The following is a 23,871-nucleotide window of genomic DNA, read 5'->3' as shown; positions in this document are numbered from 1 at the left end:
GCGGCGCACGGATGAGACGAGTTCTGCTGATCCTTTTGCTGGTGATCCCGCTGCTGTTGCTGGGCACCCTGTTCGGCCTGCTCGGCACCCGCGCCGGCAACCTCTGGTTGCTGGAACGGGCCCGCCCCTACCTGCCCGGCGAACTGGTGGTGGAGAACTGGCGGGGCAGCCTGCTCAACGGCGTGACCGTGGACCGGCTGAGCTACCGGCAGGGCAGCGACGACCAGACCCTGGCGGTGGAAATCGACGGCCTGGATCTGGAAGCGGCCCCGCGCCAGCTCTGGTACGGCTGGCTGCAACTGCGCCATCTGCGCGCCGACGCCATCACCCTGACCCTGCCCGCCGGCGAGCCCGCCGATCCGGACGCCCCGCCGTTCGCGCTGCCCGACCGCCTGGCGCCGCCCCTGGGCGTGCGCGTGGACCAGCTGCGCCTGGGCCGGTTCACCCTGAACGGCGACGCGCCGCTGGTGATCGAGGATGTGCGCGGCGACGATCTGGCCGCCGACGATGACCTGGCGCTGCCGGCCCTGGCCCTGACGGTCCAGGACACCCGGCTGGAGGCCAGCCTGAACGGCCAGCTGGAACAACCCTATCAACTGGACGGCGAACTGGACTGGCGCCGCCCGGCGCAAGCCGAACAGCAACACGAGACCGCCGGCCGCCTGATCCTGAGCGGCACCCCGGAAAAACTGCACCTGACCCACCGGCTGAGCGCGCCGGCCCGGCTCGACTCCGAGGGGGACCTGGGCTACCGGGACGGTGAGGTCAGCCTGGACCTCACCCATACCTGGCCGGCCCAGGCGTTGCCGGTGGAGACGCCGGTACCGGTGGCCCTGGGCGCCGGCCGGCTCACCACCCGAGGCAATCTGGAAGCGGTGGACGTGGACGGCGCCGCCGACCTCACCGCCGATGGCCATCCCATCCATCTGCAACTGGCCGGGCAGGCGGGCCTGCAACGGCTGGTGCTCACCCGGCTGGCGATGACCAGCGAGCAGCAGACCCTGACCCTGGCCGGACAACTGGATTACGCCGACGGCATCGCCTGGGACCTGGACGCCCGGGGCCGCCACCTGAATCCGGCGGTGGTGGCGCCGGAGTGGCCTGCCGATCTGGCCCTGGACACCCGCACCCGGGGCCACTGGCGCGGCGCCGACGACTGGAGCGTGGGCGCCGATCCACTGCGCCTGGAGGGGAGCCTGAAAGGCACGCCGCTGACCCTGACCGGCCGCGCCGACCAGCCCGCCGGCGGCGATCTGACCGTGACCCTGGACGGCCGCTGGGGCGAGGACCGGCTGCGCGCCGGTGGCCGCATCGGCGAGCAGTGGAACCTGGACGGCCGGATCAGCGTGGCCCGGCTGAGCCGCTGGCATGCCCCCGCCGCCGGCCAGCTGGAGGCCGACTGGCAACTGCGCGGCGCCCTGAAAACCCCGCGCCTGAGCGGCACCGCCCGGGGCCAGGCGCTGGGCTACCAGGATTGGCACCTGGCGTCCCTGGAAGCGCGCTTCCAGAACCTGACACCGGGCGACGCGGCCATGAGCCTGGCCCTGCGCGGCGACGATCTGACCCAGGCCGGCGTCACCCGCGTGGACGCCCTGACCCTGGACCTGGAAGGCCGGCGCGGCGATCACCAACTGGTGCTCACCGCCCGCGCCGACGACGCCGATACCCGGCTGGCGCTGAACGCCGGCCTGGATGCCCGCAACCGCTGGCGCGGGGAAATCCGCGAATGGCGGCTCAGCCAGCCCCGCGCCGGGACCTGGCAACTGCAACAACCGGCGCCCTTCGAGCTGGGCGCCGACCGGCAGAGCCTGGACACCCTGTGCCTGGCCGGCAGCGCCGGCGGGCGCCTGTGCGCCGAGGGCAGCCATCGGGGCGGCGCCGTGGACGGCCAGGTCAGCATCGCCGCCCTGCCCCTGTCGCTGGCCGAACCCTGGCTCGGCGACGGCACCGCCCTGCGCGGCGAATTGAATGGGGATGGCCGGATCGGCGGCACCCTGAATGCCCTCTCCGGGCAGTGGCGGCTGAGCCTGGACGGCACCGAGCTGACCCTGACCACCCTGGAAGAACCCGCCACCTTCCGTCTCAGCGACGCGCGGCTGGAGGGCACGCTGGAAGACAACCGCCTCAATAACCAGCTGGATCTGGTGATCGCGGACCAGGGCGAACTGCACGCCCGGGTGGCGTCCGGCCTCGATGCCGAAGCGCCCATGGACGGCGACATCCGCGTGGACGTGCCCAGCCTGGCGGACCTGGCGCCGCTGATCCCACGGGTCGGCGAGGTGGCCGGCCGGCTCACCGGCGACCTGACGCTGGCCGGCAATCCGGCGCGGCCGGCGGTGAGCGGCGAACTGGCTTTGCAAGACGGCCGCGCCACGGTGCCGGACCTGGGCATCACCGCCGAGCGGGTACGCCTGAGCGTGCGCGGCGACGCCACCGGCACCCTGCGGCTGGAGGGCCGCGCCGGCCTCGGCGACGGCACCCTCAATCTGGATGGAAGCTGGGCGCCCACCCGGTCGCCGCTGGCCCTGTCACTGACCGTCACCGGCGACCGCCTGCGAGTGACCAACCGCCGCGACGCGGTGGTGTACGTTTCACCGGATCTGAAACTGGAGGGCGACGGCGACGTGCTGCGTCTGACCGGCGACCTGAACATTCCGGAAGCCGATCTCAAGCCCCGGGAGCTGCCGGAAAGCGCGGTCACCGTCAGCAAGGACCAGGTGCTGGTGGACGCCCGCGCCGAGCAGAGCAGCGGCCTGCCCCTGGCCATGGCGGTGTCCGTGGGCCTGGGCGACAAGGTGCGTTTCGAGGGCTTCGGCCTGACCGCCACCCTGAACGGCAATCTGCGCGTCACCCAGCAGCCGGGCCAGCCCGCCCAGCTGGACGGTGAACTGGTGATCGTGGAAGGCCGCTATCGCGCCTACGGCCAGAATCTGGCCATCGAGAACGGCCGGCTGCTGTTCCAGGGCGCGCCGGACAACCCGGCCCTGGACATTCGCGCCATCCGCCGCATTCCCAGTGAAAACCAGGTGGTCGGCGTGCAGCTGTCCGGCACCCTGCAGCAGCCGGACGCCCGCATTTTCTCCGACCCGGCGGTGGAGGAAAGCCAGGCCATGTCCTACCTGATCACCGGCCGCTCGCTCAACAGCGGTTCCGACAGCGACGCCGCCAAGGTGGCCCAGGCGCTGGCGCTGTACGGTCTGCAGAAAGGCGCCGGCGTGACCCGCAAGATCGGCGATACCCTGGGCCTGGACGAAATCTCCATCGGCAGCGACTGGGAAACCGAGGACGCCGCCCTGATGCTCGGCAAACGGCTTTCCGAGCGGCTCTATCTGACCTACGCGGTGGGTCTGTTCGACGCCATCTCCACGGTGATGCTGCGCTACACCCTGACCCGCACCCTGCACCTGGAAGCCCAGTCCAGCAGCAAGGAACAGGCCATCGACCTGATCTGGGAAAAAGAGCTGCGGTAACCCTTCGCGGCGTTAGCCGCGATCCGCCGCCGGGATCGCGTAGGTGCCGGTGACATGGGCCACCATGGCCTCGACGCCGTCGCTGTAGATGCGCACCTCCAGCACCGCGGAGCGCCGGCCCAGGCGGATGATCTCGGCGTCGCCGATCAGGTCGGCGGGGGCCGGCTTGCTAAGAAAGTTGATGTTCAGGTTCTGGGTCACGGCCATTTCCTGGCCGTCCAGATTGGCGAGGATGGCGGCGTACATGGCCGCGTCCGCCAGGCTCATCAGGGTGGGGCCGGACACGGTACCGCCGGGGCGCACCATGGAGGGGTCGAACCGGTAGCGCACCCGCGCCCGGTTGCGGTCCACGCTTTCCACCACCACGCCCTGCTCCGCCGCCGCCGGCAACCCGCCGCGGATCAGCGCTTCCACTTGTTTGGCCGTCAGCATGGTTCTCTTCCTGTTCTCTCCCCGAAACGAACCCGGAACATAAAGCGGCGGGCGGCACGCCGCAAGCCGTGGCGTGTGGCTTGCAGCCGATGGCTGCTCTAGAATGCCGGTTTGCTTTTCACCCACTGATACGGATTCGCTTCGCCCATGCGCACCTCCCAATACCTGCTAGGCACCGTCAAGGAAACCCCTTCCGACGCCGTGGTCATCAGCCACCAGTTGATGCTGCGCGCCGGCATGGTCCGCAAACTGGCTTCCGGTCTGTACACCTGGCTGCCCACCGGTCTGCGCGTGCTGCGCAAGGTGGAGCGCATCATCCGCGAGGAGATGGACCGCGCCGGCGCCCAGGAAGTGCTGATGCCGGTGGTGCAGCCCATGGAGCTGTGGGAGGAATCCGGGCGCGCGCCGGCCTACGGGCCCGAGCTGCTGCGCTTCACCGACCGCCACCACAATCCCTTCTGCCTGGGCCCCACCCACGAGGAAGTGATCACCGATCTGGTGCGTAACGAGGTGCACAGCTACAAGCAGCTGCCGGTGAATTTCTATCAGATCCAGACCAAATTCCGCGACGAGATCCGGCCGCGCTTCGGCATCATGCGTGCCCGCGAATTCACCATGAAGGATGCTTACTCCTTCCATATCGACGAGGCGTCGCTGCAGCGGACCTACGAGATCATGCACGGCGCCTACTGCGCCATCTTTGATCGTCTGGGCCTGGAGTACCGTCCGGTGGAGGCCGACACCGGCGCCATCGGCGGCGCCGCCAGCCATGAATTCCAGGTGCTGGCGGATTCCGGCGAGGACGACATCGCCTTCTCCGACCAGTCCGATTTCGCCGCCAACGTGGAGCTGGTGGAAGCGCTGGCGCCGACCGGCGAGCGCGCCGCCCCCGGCGCCGAAATGAACACCGTGGACACCCCCGACGCCAAAACCATCGAACAGCTGGTGGAGCAGTTTGGTCTGGCCATCGAGAAGACCGTCAAGACGCTGGTGGTCAAGGGCGCCGAGGGCGGGCTGGTGGCGCTGCTGGTGCGCGGCGACCACGAGCTGAACGACGTCAAGGCGGAGCATCTAGAGGCGGTGGCCGCGCCGCTGGAATTCGCCAGCGAGGAAGAGATCCGCGCCGCCGTGGGCGCCGGCCCCGGCTCCCTGGGTCCGGTGGGGCTGCCGATTCCCTGCGTGGTGGACCGCAGCGTGGCGGTGATGAGCGACTTCGCCGCCGGCGCCAACCAGGACGGCAAGCACCACTTCAACGTCAACTGGGAGCGCGACGTGGCGCTGCCCGAGGTGGCCGACCTGCGCAAGGTGCGCGAGGGCGACCCCAGCCCGGACGGCAAAGGCACGCTGACCATCAAGCGCGGCATCGAGGTGGGCCACATCTTCCAGCTCGGCACCAAGTACTCCGAAGCCCTGGGCGCCAAGGTGCTGGACGAAAACGGCAAGGCGGTGGTGATGCCCATGGGCTGCTACGGCATCGGCGTCAGCCGGGTGGTGGCCGCCGCCATCGAGCAGAACCACGACGACAAGGGCATTATCTGGCCGCGGTCCATCGCGCCCTTCCAGGTCGCCCTGGTGCCGGTGAACATCAAGAAAAGCCCCCGCGAACGGGAACTGGCCGAGCAGCTTTACCAGCAGCTCAGCGAAGCGGGCGTGGAAGTGCTGTTCGACGATCGCGAGAAGGAACGGCTGGGCGTCAAGCTGGCGGACAGCGAACTGCTGGGCATCCCTCACCGGGTGGTGATCGCCGAACGGGGCATGGACAACGGCATTCTGGAATACAAGGGCCGGGCCGACGCGGAAAACACGGACGTTCCGGTGGATGGGATCGTGGAATTTCTGACGGAAAAGCTGAAGGGATAGCCCTACCGCCGCTGGGCGATCACCTGACTCATGGTGCTGTCGCCCTGGGCGGTGAGCCGCCACAGCGGCAGGCCCCGGCTGTCGGTCTCCGAGGTCTTGGTGATCAGCCCCAGGGTGCGCAGGTGCACCTTCACCTGGTTGAAGGCGTGGCCCGCCAGCACCACGTTGCGCACCGCGTGGGCCTTGGGGAAATCCTTGGTCACGTCCTGCAGGGCACGGCGCGCGATGTAATCCTCCAGCGCCTTCTGCATCACCGGCTCGGACACCGGATTCAGCATCAGCGGCGCCACGCAGGCGAACACCCGGTCCCAGTCCAGCTCGCAACGGGTCATGGCCATCTTGCAGTCGCCGCCTTCGTAGACGTTGCAGGAATACTCCAGACCCAGCGGATCGCTGCCCCGGGCCAGGCCACGCAGCGGCGCGCGCTGGGCGGCCAGCCATTCCTCCCGCTCCTTTTCCAGCTCCGCCACCCGCCGGGCCAGGGCCTGGCCACGGGCGTCGCCGGCGCCGCTCCGGGCGCCCGCCGGCACCCAGCCCGACGCCGGGTACTGGCGCATGATGTCGGGCATCACCTGGGCCACCCGGGCACCAAGATCGCTCTCGTCCCGCCAGCGGAAGCTGAGCGTCTTGTTTTCCAGCAACCGCGCGAAATCGTCCCGGCGCACCTGGCCCTCCCGGGACGGCTCGCGCTGGTCCGGCGGCAGATTAAGCGGGTCATCGTGGATAAAGCTCACCACCGGCTTGCGCTTGGTGGCGGCGAAGATGTATTCGCGGTGGGTGTAGCTGAGGCCCAGCGGCGACAGGGTGCCGTAGCGGCCGCCCAGCAGGATCACGAAGTAGTCACTGTCGTCGATCATGCGCTGCACCACGGGCATCAGGTTATGACTCTCGGTGCTGTGCAAATCCATTCCCATGGGCATCAGTCCCAGGTCCAGCAGCGGCAGCATCAGCGCCTGGCGGGCGGACTGCATATCCGGATAGGTGGTGCTGATGTACACCTGGTAACGTTTGTCGACGGTCACCCCGCTCTCCCGCGCCCGTGGTCGGCTTCCCTGGACCGGCTATTAAACCGGCTGACGACGGCGACCACAAGGCGCCGCCGGTGAGATACCCCGCGTTTCATGCTAGCCTCGGAAGCCGACCGCGGAAACCGGAAACCATCTCATGCAGACCATCGCCTTCTACAATCTGAAAGGGGGGGTGGGCAAAACCACCACGGCCGTGAACATGGCCTGGCATGCGGCCCGCTGGAAGCATCGCACCCTGGTCTGGGACCTGGATCCCCAGGGCGCCGCCAGCTTCTATCTGGGCGTGGACGACCAGAGCCCGGGCTACAAGGCCGGGGGCCTGCTCAAGGGCAAACAGCCGGCGGGCCGCTTCAAGCGCGAGACCCGCTGGCCCCATCTGGATGTGATCCCCGCCGACATCAGCATGCGCAACGCCGACGTCAAACTGGCGGAAGGCGGCGGCGCCAAGAACCGGCTCAAGGAACTGATCGCGCCGTTCGGTGAATCCTACGAGCTGGTGGTGTTGGACTGCCCGCCCACCCTCAGCCCGCTGGCGGAAAGCATCTTCGCGGCGGCGGACTACCTGTTCGTTCCGGTGATTCCCACCCATCTGTCCCTGCGCGCCTTCCGGCAGGTGCTGGACTGGCTCGACGACAAGAAATTCAAGCACCTGCGGGTGGTGCCCTTCTTCAATATGGTGGACCGGCGCCGCGATCTGCACGTGCAGATGCTGGTCAAGCGGCCGCCGGAAATGAAAGATGGCCTGAAAACCTGGGTGCCCTACGCCACCCATGTGGAGCAGATGGGCGACCACCAGGCGCCGGTGGGCGAGATCGCGCCCTATACCCCGGCCGCCCAGGCCTACCGGGCCATGTGGTTCGAGGTGGCGGAGCGCTTGAAGCTTTAGGAGCCGCAAACTTCAGGCTGCAAGCTTCAAGCTTGCCGCTTCATATCTCCAGCGGATTGGCGCGGCGCACCAGGGTGTCCACGTCCAGCCCCCGCGGCAGGCTGCCGTAGTTGCGGGTGTGGCCGCTGTCCAGGCGGGCGCGGATAAAGGCTTCGCTGACCGCGTCGTTACCGGCTTTCACCAGCTGCGCGGCCTGCATGGTCAGAGCCATGCGGTCCACCAGGTCCCGGGCGCGGTACGGCAGATCGTCGGTGTCCGCCAGGGCTTTTCTGAGGTCGTTGACCGCTTTGTCGAGCACCGCGTCGCGGCCCTGGGCGCCGGCCAGTTCCGCGAACCAGGCGTCCAGCACCTTCGGGCTTTTGCCCATGGCGCGCAGCAGGTCCAGCGCCTGCACATTGCCGGAGCCTTCCCAGATGGCGTTGATCGGCGCGTCCCGGTACAGCCGGGCGAGAATGAAGTTCTCGGTGACGCCGTTGCCGCCCAGGCACTCCATGCTCTCATAGGCGTGGTGCGGCGTGCGCTTGCAGATCCAGTACTTGCCCACCGCCGCGCCCAGCCGGGCGAACAGCTTCTCGTGTTCGTCGTCCTGGTTGTCCAGGGCGCGAGCCATGCGCCAGGTCATCGCCACGGAGCCTTCCACTTCCAGCTGCAGGTCGGCGATCACGTTGCGCATCAGCGGCTGGTCCAGCAGGGTCTCGCCGAAGGCGGCGCGATGGGCCACATGGTGCACCGCCTGGGCCATCACCTGACGCTGGCTGGAGGACGAACCGATCATGCAGTCGAAGCGGGTCATGGCCACCATCTCGATGATGGCCGGCACGCCACGGCCTTCCTCGCCCACCATCCAGCCGTGGGCGCCGCGCAGCTCCACTTCGGAGGAAGCGTTGGAGACGTTGCCCACCTTGTTCTTCAGACGCTGCACCTGCAGCGGGTTCTTGCTGCCGTCGTCGCGCCAGCGCGGCACCAGGAAGCAGCTCAACCCGCCGGGGGCCTGGGCCAGCATCAGGAAGGCGTCGCACATGGGCGCGGACATGAACCACTTGTGCCCCACCAGCTCGTACAACTGGCCGGGGCCCTCGGCGCCCAGCGGACGGGCGTGGGTGGTGTTGGCGCGCACGTCGGAGCCGCCCTGTTTCTCGGTCATGCCCATGCCGATGGTGAGCGCCTGCTTGTCGTTATGGCTGACGTTGCGCGGGTCATAGTCCCGGGCGGTGACCTTGGGCAGCCAGCGCTCGGCGATGGACGGGGTCAGTGCCAGGCTGGGCACGGCGGCGAAGGTCATGGTGACCGGGCAGCCGTGGCCGCCTTCGATCTGCGCGTGCATATAGTACTTGGCGGCACGCACCACATGGGCACCGGGGCCCGGGTCGGTCCAGGGCGAGGAATGCAGGCCCTCGCGCAGGGCCATGTTCATCAGGTGGTGGTAGGCCGGGTGGTAATTGACCCGGTCGATGCGGTGGCCGTAACGGTCGTGGGGCTCGAATTCCGGCTTGTTGGCGTTGGCCTGGTAGCCCCATTCGATGACCTCCGGCCGGGTGGTCTCGCGGCCGTAACGGCTGAGATCGTCCAGCGCCCGGTCGCCGCCCTCGCGCACCACCGCCTCCTTGAGCGCGGTGTCGCCGGCGAAGGCGTCGTAGTTTTCCAGCGGCGGCGCCTGGTTGAACACCTCATGGGTGCTGGCCAGGGCGTCCACGTTAAGCTCCTCGTGCTTGGCGTTCATGGTGCCATCCTCCGGCGCGTCACGCGCGCTTGCGTCGTACGTACAGGGTTTTGCTCACCTCGGCCACGGTGTTGCCGTCGCCATCGACGACCGTCACCGGCCAGGTGGGCAGATACTTGTCGCCGCCGGCGGTGGCGGCCTTGACCTCATCGAGCATCGCCTCGGTGAGCTCGAACTCGGCGAACACCCTGCCCTTGCCCGGGCGCACGAAGTCGATGCGGGCGTTCTTGTCCCAGACCACATAGTCGCGGCCCAGGTTGTTCATCAGCATCAGCATGTAGAAGGGATCGGTCATGCTGTACAGGCTGCCGCCGAAGTGGGTGCCCACATAGTTGCGGTTGTACCAGTGCATGCCCATGGATACCCGCACCCGCCGGAAATCCGCGCTCAGTTCGTCCACGCGCACCCCGGCGCCGAGAAAAGGCCCGTACAGCAGCAGCCCCCGGCGCAGGCCAGCGGCTCCGGAAAACAGCGCCTTGAGCGGATTCTTCATGCCCGGCCCCCGGTCTCGGCGCCCACCGCGCGCAGCGCGAAGGCGGTCAACTGGTCCGGCAGGCCGGCGTCGGCCAGCGGCGCCGACAACGGCCCCACCAGCGCCTCGGCGATGGCGCCCACCAGGGCCGCCGCGCCCAGGGCGGTGGACTGGGGCGGCAGCTCGCCCCGCGCCACCCCTTCATCCAGCACCCGCTTGTAGAGATCCGCGTAGGCGGCCCGGTAGCGCAGCCGCGCGGCATCCACCTCCGGTTCCACCGGCTCGGCGATCAGCGCCCAGGCCAGCCGGGGCGCCGCCAGCGCCCGCCGGGCGAACACCCGCAGCGCCCGCTCCAACCGCTCGGCGGCGGGCCCCTCCCGTCCCAGCGCCTGATCCACCGCCGCCACTTCCCGGGCGGTGGCGGCCTCGAACACGGCGGCGGCCAGGGTCGCCTTGTTGTCGAAATACCGGTACAGCGTGCCCACGCCCACCCCGGCCCGCTCCGCCACCGCCTGCATGGTCATGGCGGCGAACCCACCGGCCCGCACCAGGGTCTCGGCGGTGGCCAGCAGATGGTCCCGCTGAGCGGCCTTGCGGGCTTTGATTTGCGCGGTTTCTCGATAGGCCATGAATGGAATCCCGGTTCCGATGTTTGAAGGATTGAATCATCATTCCGGGTTTGGGGCAAGCGGCGGGTCTGGGTGGGGTTGGTGGTTCCCTCCAGAGGGGCGCGTGGGGGTAAGCGGGGCGCCTTGCCGGGAACGCCGTGAACCCGTCCCTGGGGGCTCCCTTTCGAACGTCCTGTTCTCAAGGGGCCCGGCAAGGCGCCCCGCTTACCCCCACGCTCGGTGGTGAATCGCCGCCGCTTTGGGTGGGTTGGGGAAACGAACCCTCCAGAGCGGATTGGCGGGAATCTTAACCTCACCACCCTCTACGAAGCCGCCGCCTCTACCCCCCACCGGGGGCTGGCTTTCGCTCGGGCGTTTCGGCGTGTTGGGCCCATCCCGGACCGTTGAAGACATGGATGTCTGAAACGAGCCCCCAGGGACGGGTTCACGGCGTGTCCGGGATGGGCCCAACACGCCGAAACGGCCCCCTCTGGAGAGAAAGACCTCAAACCAACTCAACCACCAACCCGAACCCGGCCATGCCGACCACCAGCCAGACCAACGGCACCCGACCCCACCGTAATAACAAAAACCCCACCCCCACCCACACCAGATCCACGCCCCCGTGCACCGCCGAACGAAATACCGGATCGTACAAAGCCGCCAGCAGCAGCCCCACCACGGCGGCATTGATGCCGGTGACCGCGCCGGCCAGGGCCGGGCGGGCGGCCAGGCGTTGCCAGGCATCCGCCAGGCCCAGCACCAGCAGAAAGCCGGGCAGGAAGATCGCCAGGGTGGCGGTGAGCGCCCCCAGCCAGGGCGCCCCCGGCGCCAGCAGGGCACCCAGGTAGGCGGCCAGGGAGAACATCGGCCCGGGCACCGCCTGGGCGGCGGCGTAGCCGGTGAGGAAAGCGTCCTCGCCCAGGCGCTCGCCCACCAGCCCCTGCAGCAGCGGCAGCACCACATGGCCGCCGCCGAACACCAGGGCGCCGGCGCTGTAGAACTCCCCGGCCAGCCGGGCCAGCCCGTCCCCCGGCAACAGCCACAACAGCGCCCAGATCAGGGCGAAGGCAAGCAGCGGCCAGCGGCGCGGGGTGGCGGTGCCGGTGGCCGGCTCGCCCTGCCCGCTCCGCCGATAAGCCTGGCCGATCAGGGCCGCCGCCAATAGCGCCCCCAGCTGGGTGGCGATGCCCGGCCACAGCCACAGAGCCACGGCGGTGGCCAGGGCCAGTGCCAGGGCCAGGCGGTCCCGGCAGAACTTGCCGCCCAGGGTCAGCACCGCGTCGGCCACCACCACCACGGCCAGCCATTTCAGACCGCGCGCCAGCCCGTCCAGTACGGTGTCCGGCAGGTGGGCGGCGTACACCGCCAGGGCCAGCATCAGCAGAAAGGACGGCAGGGTGAAAGCGACAAAGGCGGCCACGGCGCCGGCCAGGCCGGCCCGGTGCCGTCCGATGGCGAAGCCCAACTGGCTGGAGGCCGGCCCGGGCAGGAACTGGGTGAGCGCCATCAGACGAGCGAAAGTGGCCTCATCCAGCCAGCCCAGGCCGGTGACGAAGCGGCGGTGGAAATAACCCACATGGGCCGCCGGCCCGCCGAAGCTGACGCAGCCCAGCCACAGAAACTCCCGAAAGACCATCCACATACGCGGTTCCAAAAATGCTCGTCACGGTGTAGGAGATTAGCCCGTCTTCGTGTCCCGCGGATGTCAGGCCCGCGGCGGGCGGGTATACTCGCCGCCATGCAACGCGATCCCCTCTCCGTTTTACAGCACGTCTTCGGCTACCACGAATTTCGCGGCGAGCAGGCCGCCATCATCGACACCGTCGCCGGCGGCGGCGACGCCCTGGTGCTGATGCCCACCGGCGGCGGCAAGTCGCTGTGCTATCAGATTCCGTCGCTGGTGCGCGACGGCGTGGGCGTGGTGGTCAGCCCGCTGATCGCGCTGATGCAGGATCAGGTGGACGCGCTCAACGCCCTGGGCGTGCGCGCCGCCTTCCTCAATTCCACGCTCACCGGCGAGCAGAGCTTCGCCCTGCAGGAACAGGTGCGGCGCGGCGAGCTGGACCTGCTGTACGTGGCCCCGGAGCGGCTGATCCAGCCGCGCACCCTGGAACTGTTGCACCAGTCGCCGCTGGCCCTGTTCGCCATCGACGAGGCCCACTGCGTGAGCCAGTGGGGCCACGATTTCCGCAGCGATTATCTGCAGCTGTCGCTGCTGCACCGGGAATTTCCCCAGGTGCCGCGCATCGCCCTCACCGCCACCGCCGATCCGCGCACCCGCGCCGAGATCGCCGAACGGCTGGACCTGACCGAGGCGCGCCATTTCGTCTCCAGCTTCGACCGGCCCAATATTCAGTACCGGATCGAACGCAAGGACGGCGCCCGCCGCCAGCTGCTGCGGCTGCTGCGCACCGAGCACCCCGGCGACGCCGGCATCGTCTATTGTCTGTCGCGCAACAAGGTGGACCAGACCGCCGACTGGCTCAACCAGCAAGGCATCGCCGCCCTGCCCTACCACGCCGGCCTGGACGGCCGCACCCGCGCCCACCACCAGCAGCGCTTCCTGCGCGAGGAGGGGCTGGTGATGGTGGCCACGGTGGCGTTCGGCATGGGCATCGACAAACCGGACGTGCGCTTCGTGGCGCACCTGGACATGCCCAAGAGCATCGAGGCCTATTACCAGGAAACCGGCCGCGCCGGCCGCGACGGTAGCCCGGCCACCGCCTGGATGGCCTATGGCCTGGAAGACGCCATTCGCCACAAGCAGATGCAGGCCCAGTCGGAAGGCGGCGAGCAGTTCAAGCGCCACGAGAACCAGCGGCTGGAAGCCATGCTCGGGCTCTGCGAGGTGACCCACTGCCGCCGCCAGGCGCTGCTGCACTACTTCGGCGAGGAGCTGGAGAAACCCTGCGGCAACTGCGACACCTGCCTGAACCCGCCCAAGACCTTCGACGCCACCAAGGCAGCGCAGATGGCCCTGAGCTGCGTGTTCCGCACCGGCCAGCGCTTCGGCGTCAACCATCTGGTGGACGTGCTCACCGGCAATCGCAGCGACAAGGTGGCCTCCGCCGGCCACGACCACGTTTCCACCTGGAACATCGGCGGCGAGTTCTCCGCCGGCCAGTGGCGCGCCATCTACCGGCAACTGGTGGCACGCGGGCTGCTGGCGGTGGACGCGGAGGGCTACGGCGCGCTCAAGCTCACCGAAACCTGCCGCCCCTACCTGCGCGGCGAGCAGGTGCTGCACCTGCGCAAGGACACCGCCAAGGCCACCGAACGCACCCGCCGCGACAAACCCCAGGTGGCCGATGCCGACCGCACCCTGTGGGAAGCGCTGCGTGCCTGTCGCAAGCGGCTGGCCGAGGAAGAAGGGGTGCCGCCCTATGTGATCTTCCACGACGCCACCCTGATGGACATGCTCGCCCTGCGCCCCCGGGACCGCCACGAAATGGCCGCCGTCAGCGGCGTCGGCGACCGCAAGCTGGACGCCTACGGCGACGCCTTCCTGGCGGTGCTCAACGAGGGCGCCGCCAGTGAACGGGACAGCGGCGGCGCCTCCGAGGTACGCGACCCGCGCCGCGCCCCGGACGGCGACCAGGACGAACTGGAAGCCCTGGCCCGGGCCGGCATGACCCCGGACGCCATCGCCCGCCGCCAGGGCCTGGGCGAGGCGGAGGTCTACCGGGCCCTGGCGGACCTGGTGGCGGATGGCCGCCTGGATCTGGAACAGGCCCTGGGCCTGCCTCCGGCGGAGCTGGGCATCATCCAGGACGCCCTGCTGGCCCAGCCCAATCTGGGCGACGACAGCTTCAGCTACCGGCAGGTGCGCGAGTTTCTCAGCGACGACTACCCCACCGGGGTGCTGCACTGCGTGCGCCGGGCGATCCTCGCCCACTCCTAGCGGCTTTGATCGCCGTTAGCCCCGCCCGGTGCCGGTCAGCTTGATGATGTTGTTGGGGAATTCCCGCGACGCCACCTCCCCGGAAAACGCCCGGGCCACGTCGAGAATCGTGTCGCTGGCGCCGGCGTATTGTTTGGAGAACGGCGGCCAGTAATCACCCAGCCCCAGGGCATCGTTGATCACCAGCACCTGACCGTCGCAGTCCGGGCCGGCGCCGATGCCGATGGTGGGGATGCCCCGCTCGGCGGTGATGATGCCCGCCAGCTCATAGGGGATGTGTTCCATCACCATCATGAAGGCACCGGCCTCCTCGATGCCTTTCGCTTCCTGACGAATCCGCTGCGCCTCCGCGTCGCTGCGGCCGACCTTGGCGAAGCCCTGGGCGGTCTGCGGCAACAGCCCGGTGTGGCCACACACCGGAATGTCGCTGGCCACCAGATGGCGGATCACCTCGTACTTGTCCCCTTCCAGTTTGACGCTGTCGGCGCCGGCGGCGAGCAGCCGCCGGGCGCTGGCCAGGGCGGTGTCCGGATCGCGGTCGGTGCGGTACGGCAGGTCACCGACGATGTGCGTGTCCGGCGCGCCGCGGCGCACCGCGCCGATGTGATATTCCATATGTTCCAGGGTGACGTGGCGGGTGCTGTCAAAGCCCATTTCCACCATGCCCACGGTGTCGCCCACCAGAATCACCGGAATGCCGGCACGCTCCAGGGCGCGCGCCACCGGGCAGGTGTAGGCGGTGAGCATGGCGATCGGCTGGTGGCCCTTGCGGGCGACAAAATCGCTGGCTTGCAACTTCATGATCCGTCCTCGCTGAAGGCGTCAAGGAGCTCTTTCATAGCACGGGCCGCCTTCAAATAAAATTCATTTGGCGGTGATCGAAGTGTCGCTTTCCCCGGGCAAGCTGTGAGCGCTTTCAGGAGCGCCCGCGCTCCTCCTTTCTTTTATGGGTTTTACTGGGGAACAACAATGAAGCTTTCTCTTCACGGGGCGGCCGCCATCGTCATGGCGCTGGCCCTGGCCGCCTGTGGCGGCGATTCGTCCGATTCCGATAACGGCAACGTCGACAACGGCGGCGGCAACGGCGGCACGCCGCCGGCGGAACGTACCGCGGTGCGCATCGGCCTGCTGCCCGATACCCAGGGCGGCGGCGACAATGTGTCCATCCACCCGATGAAAGCGGTGCTCGACAAGGAGGCCGAGCTCGGCGCCAACATCGTGATCCCGGTGGGCGACCTCACCGACCACGGCACCACCCGCGAATTCCAGCAATGGACCTCGGTGGCGCAGAGCTACCGGGACGCCGGCATCGAGTTCCTGCCGCTGATGGGCAACCACGAGGACAGCTACGCCTATTCCGTGGAATGGATCGAGAACATGAAGCACTACATCCCCGACGATGCGGTGCACATGGCCGGCGCGCAGTACCTGAACTATTACGTGATGCGCGGCAACGTGATGATCTTCCTGCTCAAGTACTACAACCTGCCGATCGCCTTCGACTGGATCAAACAGGAAGTGGCCGCCCACGAGGGCGAGTTCGATCACCTGGTGATCGCCAGCCACGACGGTCTGATCGGCGCCAAGTACGGCGAGACCCGCGAAATGATCGTGGAGGGCGTGGCCGGCGACAATCACCTGATGGACAAGTGGGACGACATCCGCGCCTTCTTCTCCAAATACGACGTGATCTGGGTACAGGGTCACGAGCACATGTACCAGCGTTCGGTGATCACCGCACCGATCTGGGTGGACCCGACCTCCTGGACCGTGGAGGACGGTAACTACCGCCTGCCCCAGTACATGCAGATCATGTCCGGCAATGCCTCCTACAAGGGCTACGAGTTCCGCTACGGCGAACGGGAGCTGGTGCAGCGCATCGTGTCGCAGAAGATGAACACCCTGGACAACGGCTCCACCGCCTACGACGTGAACGCCTCGGTATTGAGCTTCGACGGCGACCGGGTGGATTACCAGTCCTGGTACACCGAGCACACCATCGGCGCCAATGAAGACGGCGAGAAGGAGCTGGCCGACCCGCAATGGAAGCTGATGGATCGTTTTTCCCGTACCCGCAACCGCTGCGAGCGTCTGGTCTACCCGACCTCGATTCCGGACGGCACCCGACCGGTGATGTACCTGGACAGCCAGTACATCAGCAACGACTGCCTGGCCCACGACGGTAGCGTGGCGCGCATGGTGGGCGGCATCAACGACACCTTCAACCGGGTCGAGAGCCGCACCCGCGACATGGAAGTGACGCCGGGCTTCAGCCGCGCCGGCTCGGTCATCGAGCTGGCCCGCCTGGCCTATCAGTTCCTGTTCCAGATGAACGAAAGCTGGACGCCCAACCTGAACGCGGAAAACCGGGTGGTGCCCAATGCCGACGACGCCAACGTGCTCGACATTCCGGAAACCACCATCGACCTGAAGGAACTGGTCACCATGAGCTGGGAAGCGGCCAATGGCGACACCGCCTCGGACGTGCTGATCGTCAGCGGCACCCAGAACCAGACCGGCACCTACTCCAGCGCCTACGGCGCCGCCAAGGACCTGGAAGCGGACACCGGCCTGCCGGGCAGTCAGCCGGACGGCTCCACCAAGCAGCCGCACGCCCTGCCGGCCACCGCCAGCAAGAGCTGGGACCTGGCCACCGCCGTATCCGACGCCTACGCGCTCACCTTCGACGCCCCCGAGGGCCGCGACCCGGCGGCGCTGACCCTGGGCTGGCTCACCGACGAGGGCTGGCAGGCCATCGCCGGCGCCGACTGCGTGGTGGAGCAACCGTTCGACGCCGCCATGCTGACCAGCACGCCGACCCGCCCGGCCACCTGTGACGGCCAGCCCCTGGTGGGCTTCGACGCCGATCACGGCCACCGCTGGTGGGTGGTGCTGCAACAGGACGCGGAGCTGGCCCTGATTAACCGGTAAACCGCCTATCGCGACTAAAGTCGCTCCTACGCCCCGGGGATCGCCCCCCGTAGGAGCGGCTTTGGCCGCGACCTCCCCCTCCCGACACCAAAAACCCCTCGTACTCCGCCGCGCAATCCGTTAGTCTGCACCGCCTTTCCTCCCCCTCCAGTTTTCGGAATACCCCTCTTTATGGATTTTGCTTCCCTCGGTTTATCCGAACCCCTGCTGCGTGCGGTCGCCGAGCAGGGCTACAGCCAGCCGTCGCCGATTCAGGCGCAGGCGATTCCCGCCGTGCTGGCCGGCCGCGACGTGATGGCCGCCGCCCAGACCGGCACCGGCAAGACCGCCGGCTTTACCCTGCCCATGCTGCAGCGGCTGGAGGGCGGCCGCCGGGCGCCGCGCCAGGCCCGTGCCCTGGTGCTGACCCCGACCCGGGAGCTGGCCGCCCAGGTGGGCGAGAGCGTCAGCGAGTACGGCCGCCACCTGAACGTGCGCTCGGCGGTGGTGTTCGGCGGCGTCGGCATCAACCCGCAGATCGACCGCCTCAAGGGCGGCCTGGACGTGCTGGTGGCCACCCCCGGCCGGCTGCTGGACCTGCACCAGCAGGGCGCGGTGCGCTTCGACAACCTGGAAATCCTGGTGCTGGACGAAGCCGACCGCATGCTCGACATGGGTTTTATCCATGACATCCGCAAGGTGCTCCGGCTGCTGCCGGCCAAGCGCCAGACACTGATGTTCTCGGCCACCTTCTCCAACGACATCCGCACCCTGGCCAAGAGCCTGGTGAACGACCCGGCGGAAGTGGACGTGAGCCCGCGCAACAGCACCGCCGAGCGGGTACGCCAGTGGGTGGTGCCGGTGGACCAGAACCAGAAGGCGGCGGCGCTCAGCCACCTGATCACCGACGAAAACTGGTTCCAGGTGCTGGTGTTCACGCGCACCAAGCACGGCGCCAACCGGCTCGCCAAACAACTGGTGGGCAACGGCATCGAAGCGGCGGCGATCCACGGCAACAAGAGCCAGAACGCCCGCACCCGGGCGCTGGCGGACTTCAAGGACGGCAGCGTGCGGGCCCTGGTGGCCACCGACATCGCCGCCCGTGGCCTGGACATCGAACAGTTGCCCCAGGTGGTCAACTTCGACCTGCCCAATGTGCCGGAAGACTATGTGCACCGGATCGGCCGTACCGGCCGGGCCGGCGCCAGCGGCCAGGCCGTGTCCCTGGTCAGCGCCGATGAAAGCAAGCTGCTGTTCGACATCGAGAAGCTGATCCGCACGCCCATTGAACGGCGCGCCCTGGACGGCTTCCAGCCCGGCGAACCGCTGCCCACCACGGGCCCGGGCCGGGCCCCGGCCATGGGCGGCCGTGGCGGTGGCGGCGGCGGTCGTGGCGGCAACGGCGGCAACGGCGGCGGCGGTCGTGGCGGCAACGGCGGCGGTGGCCGGGGTGGAAACAGCGGTGGCGGCGGTCGTGGTGGCAACGCCGGTGGCGGTCGTGGCCGGGGTCAGGGCGGCGCCAACGCCGCCGGCAAGGCCGACGGCAACAGGAGCGGCAACACCGAGGGCGCCCGCCCCGGCAACGGTGACGGCCAGCGCCGCCGCCGGCGCCGTCGTCCCTCCGGTAACGGCGGCGGCAACACGTCCCGCTAAGCCGCGATCAGCGCCCGTAATCCTGGTCGCGGGTCTCCCGGGTGGCCAGCAGCGCCACCAGCGTCAGCAGGGCCGCCCCGGCCAGGTAATAGCCCACCGCCTGCAACCCGAACCGGGTGGCCAGGGCCGTGGCGATGTAGGGCGCCAGGGAAGCGCCGAAGATCCCCGCCAGATTGAACGCCAGGGACACGCCGGTGTAGCGCACCCGGGTCGGGAAATACTCCGACAGCACCGTGCCCAGCGGCCCGTAGGTCATCCCCATCAAGCCCAGCCCCAGCGCCAGGAACAGCAGCACGCCCACCAGTGAACCGCCACCGAACAGCGGCTCGAACAGCAGCCCGAACACGGCGATGGCCACGGTCACCCAGATCAGGGTGCGGCGCCGGCCGTGACGGTCGGCGAACAGGGCGGCGAACGGAATGGTGGCGGCGAAGCACAGAATCGCCAGCAACTGGATGACCAGGAAGGTTTCCCGGGAATAGCCCAGGGCGGTGGTGCCCCAGGTGAGCGCGAACACCGTGGTCAGATAAAACAGCACGAAGGTGGCGATGGCCACCACCGTGCCCAGCACCAGCGCCTTGGTGTGATGGGTGATCACCCGCGCCATCGGCACCTTGACCTCCTCCTGGGTGTCCAGAGCGTGGCGGAACACCGGCGTCTCCTCGATCTTCAGCCGCACGTACAGCCCCACCAGCACCAGCAGCGCGCTGAGCAGAAACGGAATGCGCCAGCCCCAGGCGAAGAACTGCTGGTCGCTGAGCACCTCGGTGAGAATCAGGAAACAGCCGCCGGACAGCAGGAACCCGAGCGGCGCGCCGAGCTGTGGAAACATGCCGAACCAGGCGCGCTTGCCCGGCGGCGCGTTCTCGGTGGCGAGCAGCACCGCCCCACCCCATTCACCGCCCAGCCCCAGGCCCTGCCCGAACCGGCAAAGCGCCAGCAACAGCGGCGCCAGCACGCCAATCTGCGCATAGGTGGGCAGCAGGCCGATGGCCACCGTGGACACCCCCATGGTCAGCAGCGCCGCCACCAGCGTGACCTTGCGCCCCAACCGGTCGCCGAAATGCCCGAACAACGCCGAGCCCAGCGGCCGCGCGAAGAACGCGATGGCGAAGGTGGCCAGGGACTGCAGCATCCCCGCCGCCGGATCGGCGCCGGGGAAGAACAGCGGCGGAAACACCAGCACCGCGGCGGTGGCGTAAATATAGAAATCGAAGAACTCGATGGTGGTGCCGGCCAGGCTGGCGAACAGGATGCGGCCGGTGGAATTGGCCGGCGCGGCGGTCGGTCGGGACATGGGTGAAGCTCTCGAAATGTGAACCGGGCGGCAAGGATACCCTCTCGGCACCGGGCCGACTATGGTCTACTGGCATGACCCTTTGCGGGATGCTTGCATGGAGCAGCGCGGCCAGAAACAAGGCCACACAACAACAAGACTGCAAGGAGCGGGAGATGAGCGATCGCAGTGCCTTTGACCAGGCGCGCCGGGACCCGGCGGCGTTCTGGGCGGAACAGGCCCGCCAACTGGCCTGGTACCGGGCCCCGGAACGGATACTGGAGACCCTCGAGGACGGCACCCATCGCTGGTTCGGCGACGGGCAGCTGAACACCAGCTACCTGGCCCTGGACCATCAGATCGAACAGGGCCGTGGCGACCAGACCGCGCTGATTTACGACTCGCCGGTGACCGACCGGATCCAGCGTTTCACCTTCCGCGAACTGCGCGACCGGGTGGCGGAACTGGCCGGCGCCCTGCGCCGCCTGGGCGTGGACCGGGGCGACGGCGTGGTGATCTACCTGCCCATGGTGCCGGAGGCGGCCATCGCCATGCTCGCCTGCGCGCGCATCGGCGCGGTGCACTCGGTGGTGTTCGGCGGCTTCGCCGCCCATGAGCTGGCGATCCGCATCGACGACGCCCGCCCCAAGGCCATCCTCACCGCCTCCTGCGGCATCGAGATCGACCGGGTGATCGACTACACCGCCCTGGTGCGCGGCGCGCTCGACAAGGCCAGCCACCGGGTCGAACAGGTGCTGGTGCTGCAACGTGAGCAGGCGCCGGCGGACCTGGACGCCCTGGGCTTCCAGGACTGGCGCTCGGTGGTGGACGGCAGTGCCCCGGCGGACCCGGTGCCGCTGGCCGCCGACGAGCCGCTGTACATCATGTACACCTCCGGCACCACCGGCAAACCCAAGGGCATCGTGCGCGACAACGGCGGCCACGCGGTGGCCCAGCTCTATGCCCTGCGCGAGATCTACGGCATGCAGCCGGGGGAAGTCTGGTGGGGCTGTTCCGACGTGGGCTGGGTGGTGGGCCACTCGTTCATCGTCTATGCGCCGCTGATCGGCGGCTGCACCACGGTGCTCTACGAGGGCAAACCGGTGAAAACCCCGGACGCCGGCGCCTATTGGCGGGTGGTGGCGGAGCACGGCGTCAACGGCCTGTTCGCCGCGCCCACCGCGTTCCGGGCGATTCGCAAGGAAGACCCGGACGGCGAGCTGTTCCGGCGACACGATACCGCCAGCCTCAAGCATCTGTTCGTCGCCGGGGAGAAGCTCGACACCCCCACCTACCAGTGGCTCAGCGACCTGACCGGGCGCCCGGTCTATGACCATTGGTGGCAGACCGAAACCGGCTGGCCGGTGACCGCGCCGCTGACCCGCCACGGCGAGGCGGAGGTGCGCGCCGGCTCCACCAACCGGGCGGTGCCCGGCTATGAAGTGGTGGTGCTGGACCCGGAGACCGGCGAGGTGCTGCCGGCGGACACCGAGGGCGCCATCGCCCTGCGCCTGCCGCTGCCGCCGGGCTGCGCGCAGACCCTGTGGAACGACCACGACCGCTACCTGGCCGCCTATCTGAACACCTACCCGGGCTATTACCACACCGGCGACGGCGGCTACCTGGACGCGGACGGTTTCGTGCACATCATGGGACGCACCGACGACGTCATCAACGTGTCCGGGCACCGGCTGTCCACCGGCGTCATGGAAGAGCACCTCGCTACCCACCCGGCGGTGGCGGAATCGGCGGTGGTGGGCATGCACGACGAGGTATGCGGCGAAGTGCCGGTGGGCCTGGTGGTGCTCAAGGACGGCGTCGATACCACTCCGGAACAGGTGGAGCAGGCGCTGGTGGCGCTGATCCGTGAGCAGGTGGGCGCGGTGGCGCGCTTCCGGCGGGCCCTGGTCGTCAAGCGCCTGCCCAAGACCCGCTCCGGCAAGACCCTGCGCGCGGCCCTGCGCAAAATGGTCAACGGTGAGGATTTCCCGCTGCCCTCCACCATCGACGACCCGGCGATTCTCGACGAGATCGCCCGCACTTTGCTGGAGGAAGGTCTGGTGCGACGCCCGGGCCGAGCGAACTGAAGGAGTCCGTGATGACACTCAAGAAAAAGGTCGCCGATCTGGTGGCCGAGGCGGAGGCCCGCATCGAGCGGCTCACCCCGCAACAGGCCCGCGACCTGGCCGATGACCCGGCGGTGCGCTTCGTGGACATCCGCGATGTGCGCGAACTGAAACGCGAGGGCACCCTGCCCGGCGCTCTGCACGCGCCCCGCGGCATGCTGGAATTCTGGGTGGATCCGGACTCGCCCTACCACAAAGCCGACTTCGCCAGCGGTCAGCGCTTCGTGCTGTTCTGCGCCCTGGGCCACCGCTCCGCCCTGGCCACCGCGCAATTGATGGACATGGGGTTCGGGCCGGTGTGCGACATCGAAGGGGGGTTCAAGGCGTGGCGGGAGGCCGGCGGCACCGTGGAAAAAACACAGTGACCCGTTAACCGCGCCGACGACAGTCGGCGCGCACCTCCTCCAACCCATCCCGCGCGATATAGCCATGGCGGAAGGCATGCTGGGCCATTTCCAGGCTGTCCCGGGTGAGTACCATATCGCAGCCGCGCGCGGCGGTGCGTTCGGCCAGGGCCTGGATGGCCCGGTCGCGGCCGGTGCCCCGGTGCACATGACGGATGTAGATGGCGCGGATGCGGTCCGGGAATTCGTCCACCAGCTCGGCGTACACCTCCGGGTCCCGTTGACCACTGTCGCCGATCAGCACGAACGGCACCTGATCGTAGATCGCCAGCATGCGGCGGATCAGCATGGCCTTGTGGTCCTTGGCGCGGATCGGCAGCGGCCGCTGCAGGGTCACGCCCCACTCGCGCAGGAACAGGATCGGCCCGTGGGGAATACGGTTCAGGTGGAAGAATTCCTCGAGCACGTCATAGATGCTCCAGGGCCCGCGGGACACATACAGCATGGGCCGGCGGCGCTCGCCGGTGTCGCCGTGGAACAGCGCCCGGTAGAAGGCGGAGACGCCGGGAAAGGCGGTGCGGTGGCGGGCCTTGAGCACGAACAGCTGGTACATCATGGTCAGCTTGCTGGCCACGCCGGTGTAGATGACGGTGTCGTCGATGTCGCTGATCACCGCGCAGTCCAGGTCCCGGGGCGGGATATAGATGTCGGCGCTGGTTTCCACCGGCTCTTGCTCCCCCTCCCGGTGCCCCGGGTGCAACCGCAGGCGCGCCTGCTGCCAGAACGCCTGGTCCGGCCAGTCCCGGTTGGCCTCCACATCCAGGGTGACGTGGAAATAGCCGTCCCGGTCGGTGATCACGTCGACGCTCACCGCGCCCACGGTGACGGTCAGATGGGCGTCATGCACCCCCCAGCGCACCGTGCGCCGGATGATGTTGAGCACGTCGTCCACCGGCCCCTCACGCAGATTCAGCCCCAGCCCGGGCTGGCGGAACACCCGACCGATGAGAAACACCGAGCGCCGCGAGCCGTAGCCCCGGTAGGTCTGGATCACGCGACCGGCACGATGCCCCCCACGCCGCGCCGGCCGCGCCAGAAAGCGCAGCATCTTGCGCAGGCCGTGATAAAGGCGGCGGGGGGTGGGCAGATTCATCGACACTCCAGAAACGCGGCCATCGACGG

Annotated in this window: 17 protein-coding genes; 8 read left to right on the top strand and 9 right to left on the bottom strand. The window is 68.6% G+C overall.

The window, feature by feature from the left end; genetic code table 11:
* The first annotated feature begins 11 nt into the window (after positions 1–11).
* Positions 12–3,470, top strand: coding sequence for a translocation/assembly module TamB domain-containing protein (locus tag ACLD0W_RS09215; RefSeq protein ID WP_410307191.1), 3,459 nt, complete (start codon positions 12–14; stop codon positions 3,468–3,470).
* Positions 3,471–3,482: 12 nt separating this feature from the next.
* On the opposite strand, the gene ACLD0W_RS09210 is transcribed toward ACLD0W_RS09215, so the two are convergent.
* Entirely contained in the window at positions 3,483–3,902 is a 420-nt protein-coding gene (locus tag ACLD0W_RS09210; protein ID WP_410307190.1) for a PaaI family thioesterase, read from the bottom strand.
* A gap of 147 nt (positions 3,903–4,049) precedes the next feature.
* Here ACLD0W_RS09210 and ACLD0W_RS09205 point away from each other — a divergent pair, with 147 nt between their 5' ends.
* Positions 4,050–5,762 carry a proline--tRNA ligase gene (locus ACLD0W_RS09205; protein WP_410307189.1) on the top strand — a complete coding sequence of 571 codons (1,713 nt, stop codon included), beginning with the start codon at positions 4,050–4,052 and terminating at the stop codon, positions 5,760–5,762.
* Between the two features lie 2 nt (positions 5,763–5,764).
* On the opposite strand, the gene ACLD0W_RS09200 is transcribed toward ACLD0W_RS09205, so the two are convergent.
* Positions 5,765–6,784, bottom strand: a complete 1,020-nt coding sequence (locus ACLD0W_RS09200; RefSeq protein ID WP_410307188.1) for a DUF4062 domain-containing protein — start codon at positions 6,782–6,784, stop codon at positions 5,765–5,767.
* A gap of 142 nt (positions 6,785–6,926) precedes the next feature.
* Here ACLD0W_RS09200 and ACLD0W_RS09195 point away from each other — a divergent pair, with 142 nt between their 5' ends.
* The gene (locus ACLD0W_RS09195; RefSeq protein WP_410307187.1) at positions 6,927–7,676 is read left to right on the top strand and encodes a ParA family protein; all 750 of its coding nucleotides are present in this window, start codon (positions 6,927–6,929) and stop codon (positions 7,674–7,676) included.
* 40 nt (positions 7,677–7,716) lie between these two features.
* Here the strand turns inward: ACLD0W_RS09195 and ACLD0W_RS09190 are convergent, their stop codons facing one another.
* From ACLD0W_RS09190 to chrA, 4 genes are all read right to left on the bottom strand, one after another.
* Complete coding sequence (locus ACLD0W_RS09190; RefSeq protein ID WP_410307186.1) at positions 7,717–9,396, bottom strand: acyl-CoA dehydrogenase family protein; 1,680 nt, start codon at positions 9,394–9,396, stop codon at positions 7,717–7,719.
* Positions 9,397–9,415: 19 nt separating this feature from the next.
* Positions 9,416–9,889 carry a DUF4442 domain-containing protein gene (locus ACLD0W_RS09185; RefSeq protein ID WP_410307185.1) on the bottom strand — a complete coding sequence of 158 codons (474 nt, stop codon included), beginning with the start codon at positions 9,887–9,889 and terminating at the stop codon, positions 9,416–9,418.
* On the bottom strand, positions 9,886–10,497 hold the full coding sequence (locus ACLD0W_RS09180) for a TetR/AcrR family transcriptional regulator (protein WP_410307184.1): 612 nt from the start codon (positions 10,495–10,497) through the stop codon (positions 9,886–9,888). The genes ACLD0W_RS09185 and ACLD0W_RS09180 overlap by 4 nt, the downstream gene beginning before the upstream one ends.
* Before the next feature lie 484 nt (positions 10,498–10,981).
* A complete protein-coding gene (chrA, locus tag ACLD0W_RS09175; RefSeq protein WP_410307183.1) occupies positions 10,982–12,121 on the bottom strand; it encodes a chromate efflux transporter in 1,140 nt (379 codons plus the stop codon).
* 96 nt (positions 12,122–12,217) lie between these two features.
* Between chrA and recQ the strand changes: the two genes are divergently transcribed.
* Positions 12,218–14,380 (top strand): DNA helicase RecQ, encoded by a 2,163-nt coding sequence (gene recQ / locus ACLD0W_RS09170; RefSeq protein WP_410307182.1) that lies wholly within the window; start codon positions 12,218–12,220, stop codon positions 14,378–14,380.
* Positions 14,381–14,395: 15 nt separating this feature from the next.
* On the opposite strand, the gene panB is transcribed toward recQ, so the two are convergent.
* A complete protein-coding gene (gene panB / locus ACLD0W_RS09165; protein WP_410307181.1) occupies positions 14,396–15,181 on the bottom strand; it encodes a 3-methyl-2-oxobutanoate hydroxymethyltransferase in 786 nt (261 codons plus the stop codon).
* A gap of 168 nt (positions 15,182–15,349) precedes the next feature.
* On the opposite strand from panB, the gene ACLD0W_RS09160 reads away from it, so the two are divergent.
* Positions 15,350–17,311 carry a metallophosphoesterase family protein gene (locus ACLD0W_RS09160; protein WP_410307180.1) on the top strand — a complete coding sequence of 654 codons (1,962 nt, stop codon included), beginning with the start codon at positions 15,350–15,352 and terminating at the stop codon, positions 17,309–17,311.
* Positions 17,312–17,482: 171 nt separating this feature from the next.
* A complete protein-coding gene (locus ACLD0W_RS09155) occupies positions 17,483–18,943 on the top strand; it encodes a DEAD/DEAH box helicase (RefSeq protein ID WP_410307179.1) in 1,461 nt (486 codons plus the stop codon).
* A gap of 7 nt (positions 18,944–18,950) precedes the next feature.
* Here the strand turns inward: ACLD0W_RS09155 and ACLD0W_RS09150 are convergent, their stop codons facing one another.
* Complete coding sequence (locus ACLD0W_RS09150; RefSeq protein WP_410307178.1) at positions 18,951–20,240, bottom strand: MFS transporter; 1,290 nt, start codon at positions 20,238–20,240, stop codon at positions 18,951–18,953.
* A 155-nt stretch (positions 20,241–20,395) separates the two neighbouring features.
* On the opposite strand from ACLD0W_RS09150, the gene ACLD0W_RS09145 reads away from it, so the two are divergent.
* Positions 20,396–22,306, top strand: coding sequence for an AMP-binding protein (locus ACLD0W_RS09145; RefSeq protein WP_410307177.1), 1,911 nt, complete (start codon positions 20,396–20,398; stop codon positions 22,304–22,306).
* A gap of 11 nt (positions 22,307–22,317) precedes the next feature.
* Positions 22,318–22,710: a rhodanese-like domain-containing protein gene (locus tag ACLD0W_RS09140; protein WP_410307176.1), complete on the top strand. Its 393-nt coding sequence runs from the start codon at positions 22,318–22,320 to the stop codon at positions 22,708–22,710.
* A 4-nt stretch (positions 22,711–22,714) separates the two neighbouring features.
* Here the strand turns inward: ACLD0W_RS09140 and ACLD0W_RS09135 are convergent, their stop codons facing one another.
* A complete protein-coding gene (locus tag ACLD0W_RS09135) occupies positions 22,715–23,842 on the bottom strand; it encodes an App1 family protein (RefSeq protein ID WP_410307175.1) in 1,128 nt (375 codons plus the stop codon).
* Positions 23,843–23,871 lie beyond the last annotated feature (29 nt).

Source organism: Alloalcanivorax sp. C16-1 (assembly GCF_046507805.1).
In the GTDB taxonomy this organism is placed as follows: Bacteria; Pseudomonadota; Gammaproteobacteria; order Pseudomonadales; family Alcanivoracaceae; genus Alloalcanivorax.
This window is presented reverse-complemented; position numbering and strand designations above follow the sequence as displayed.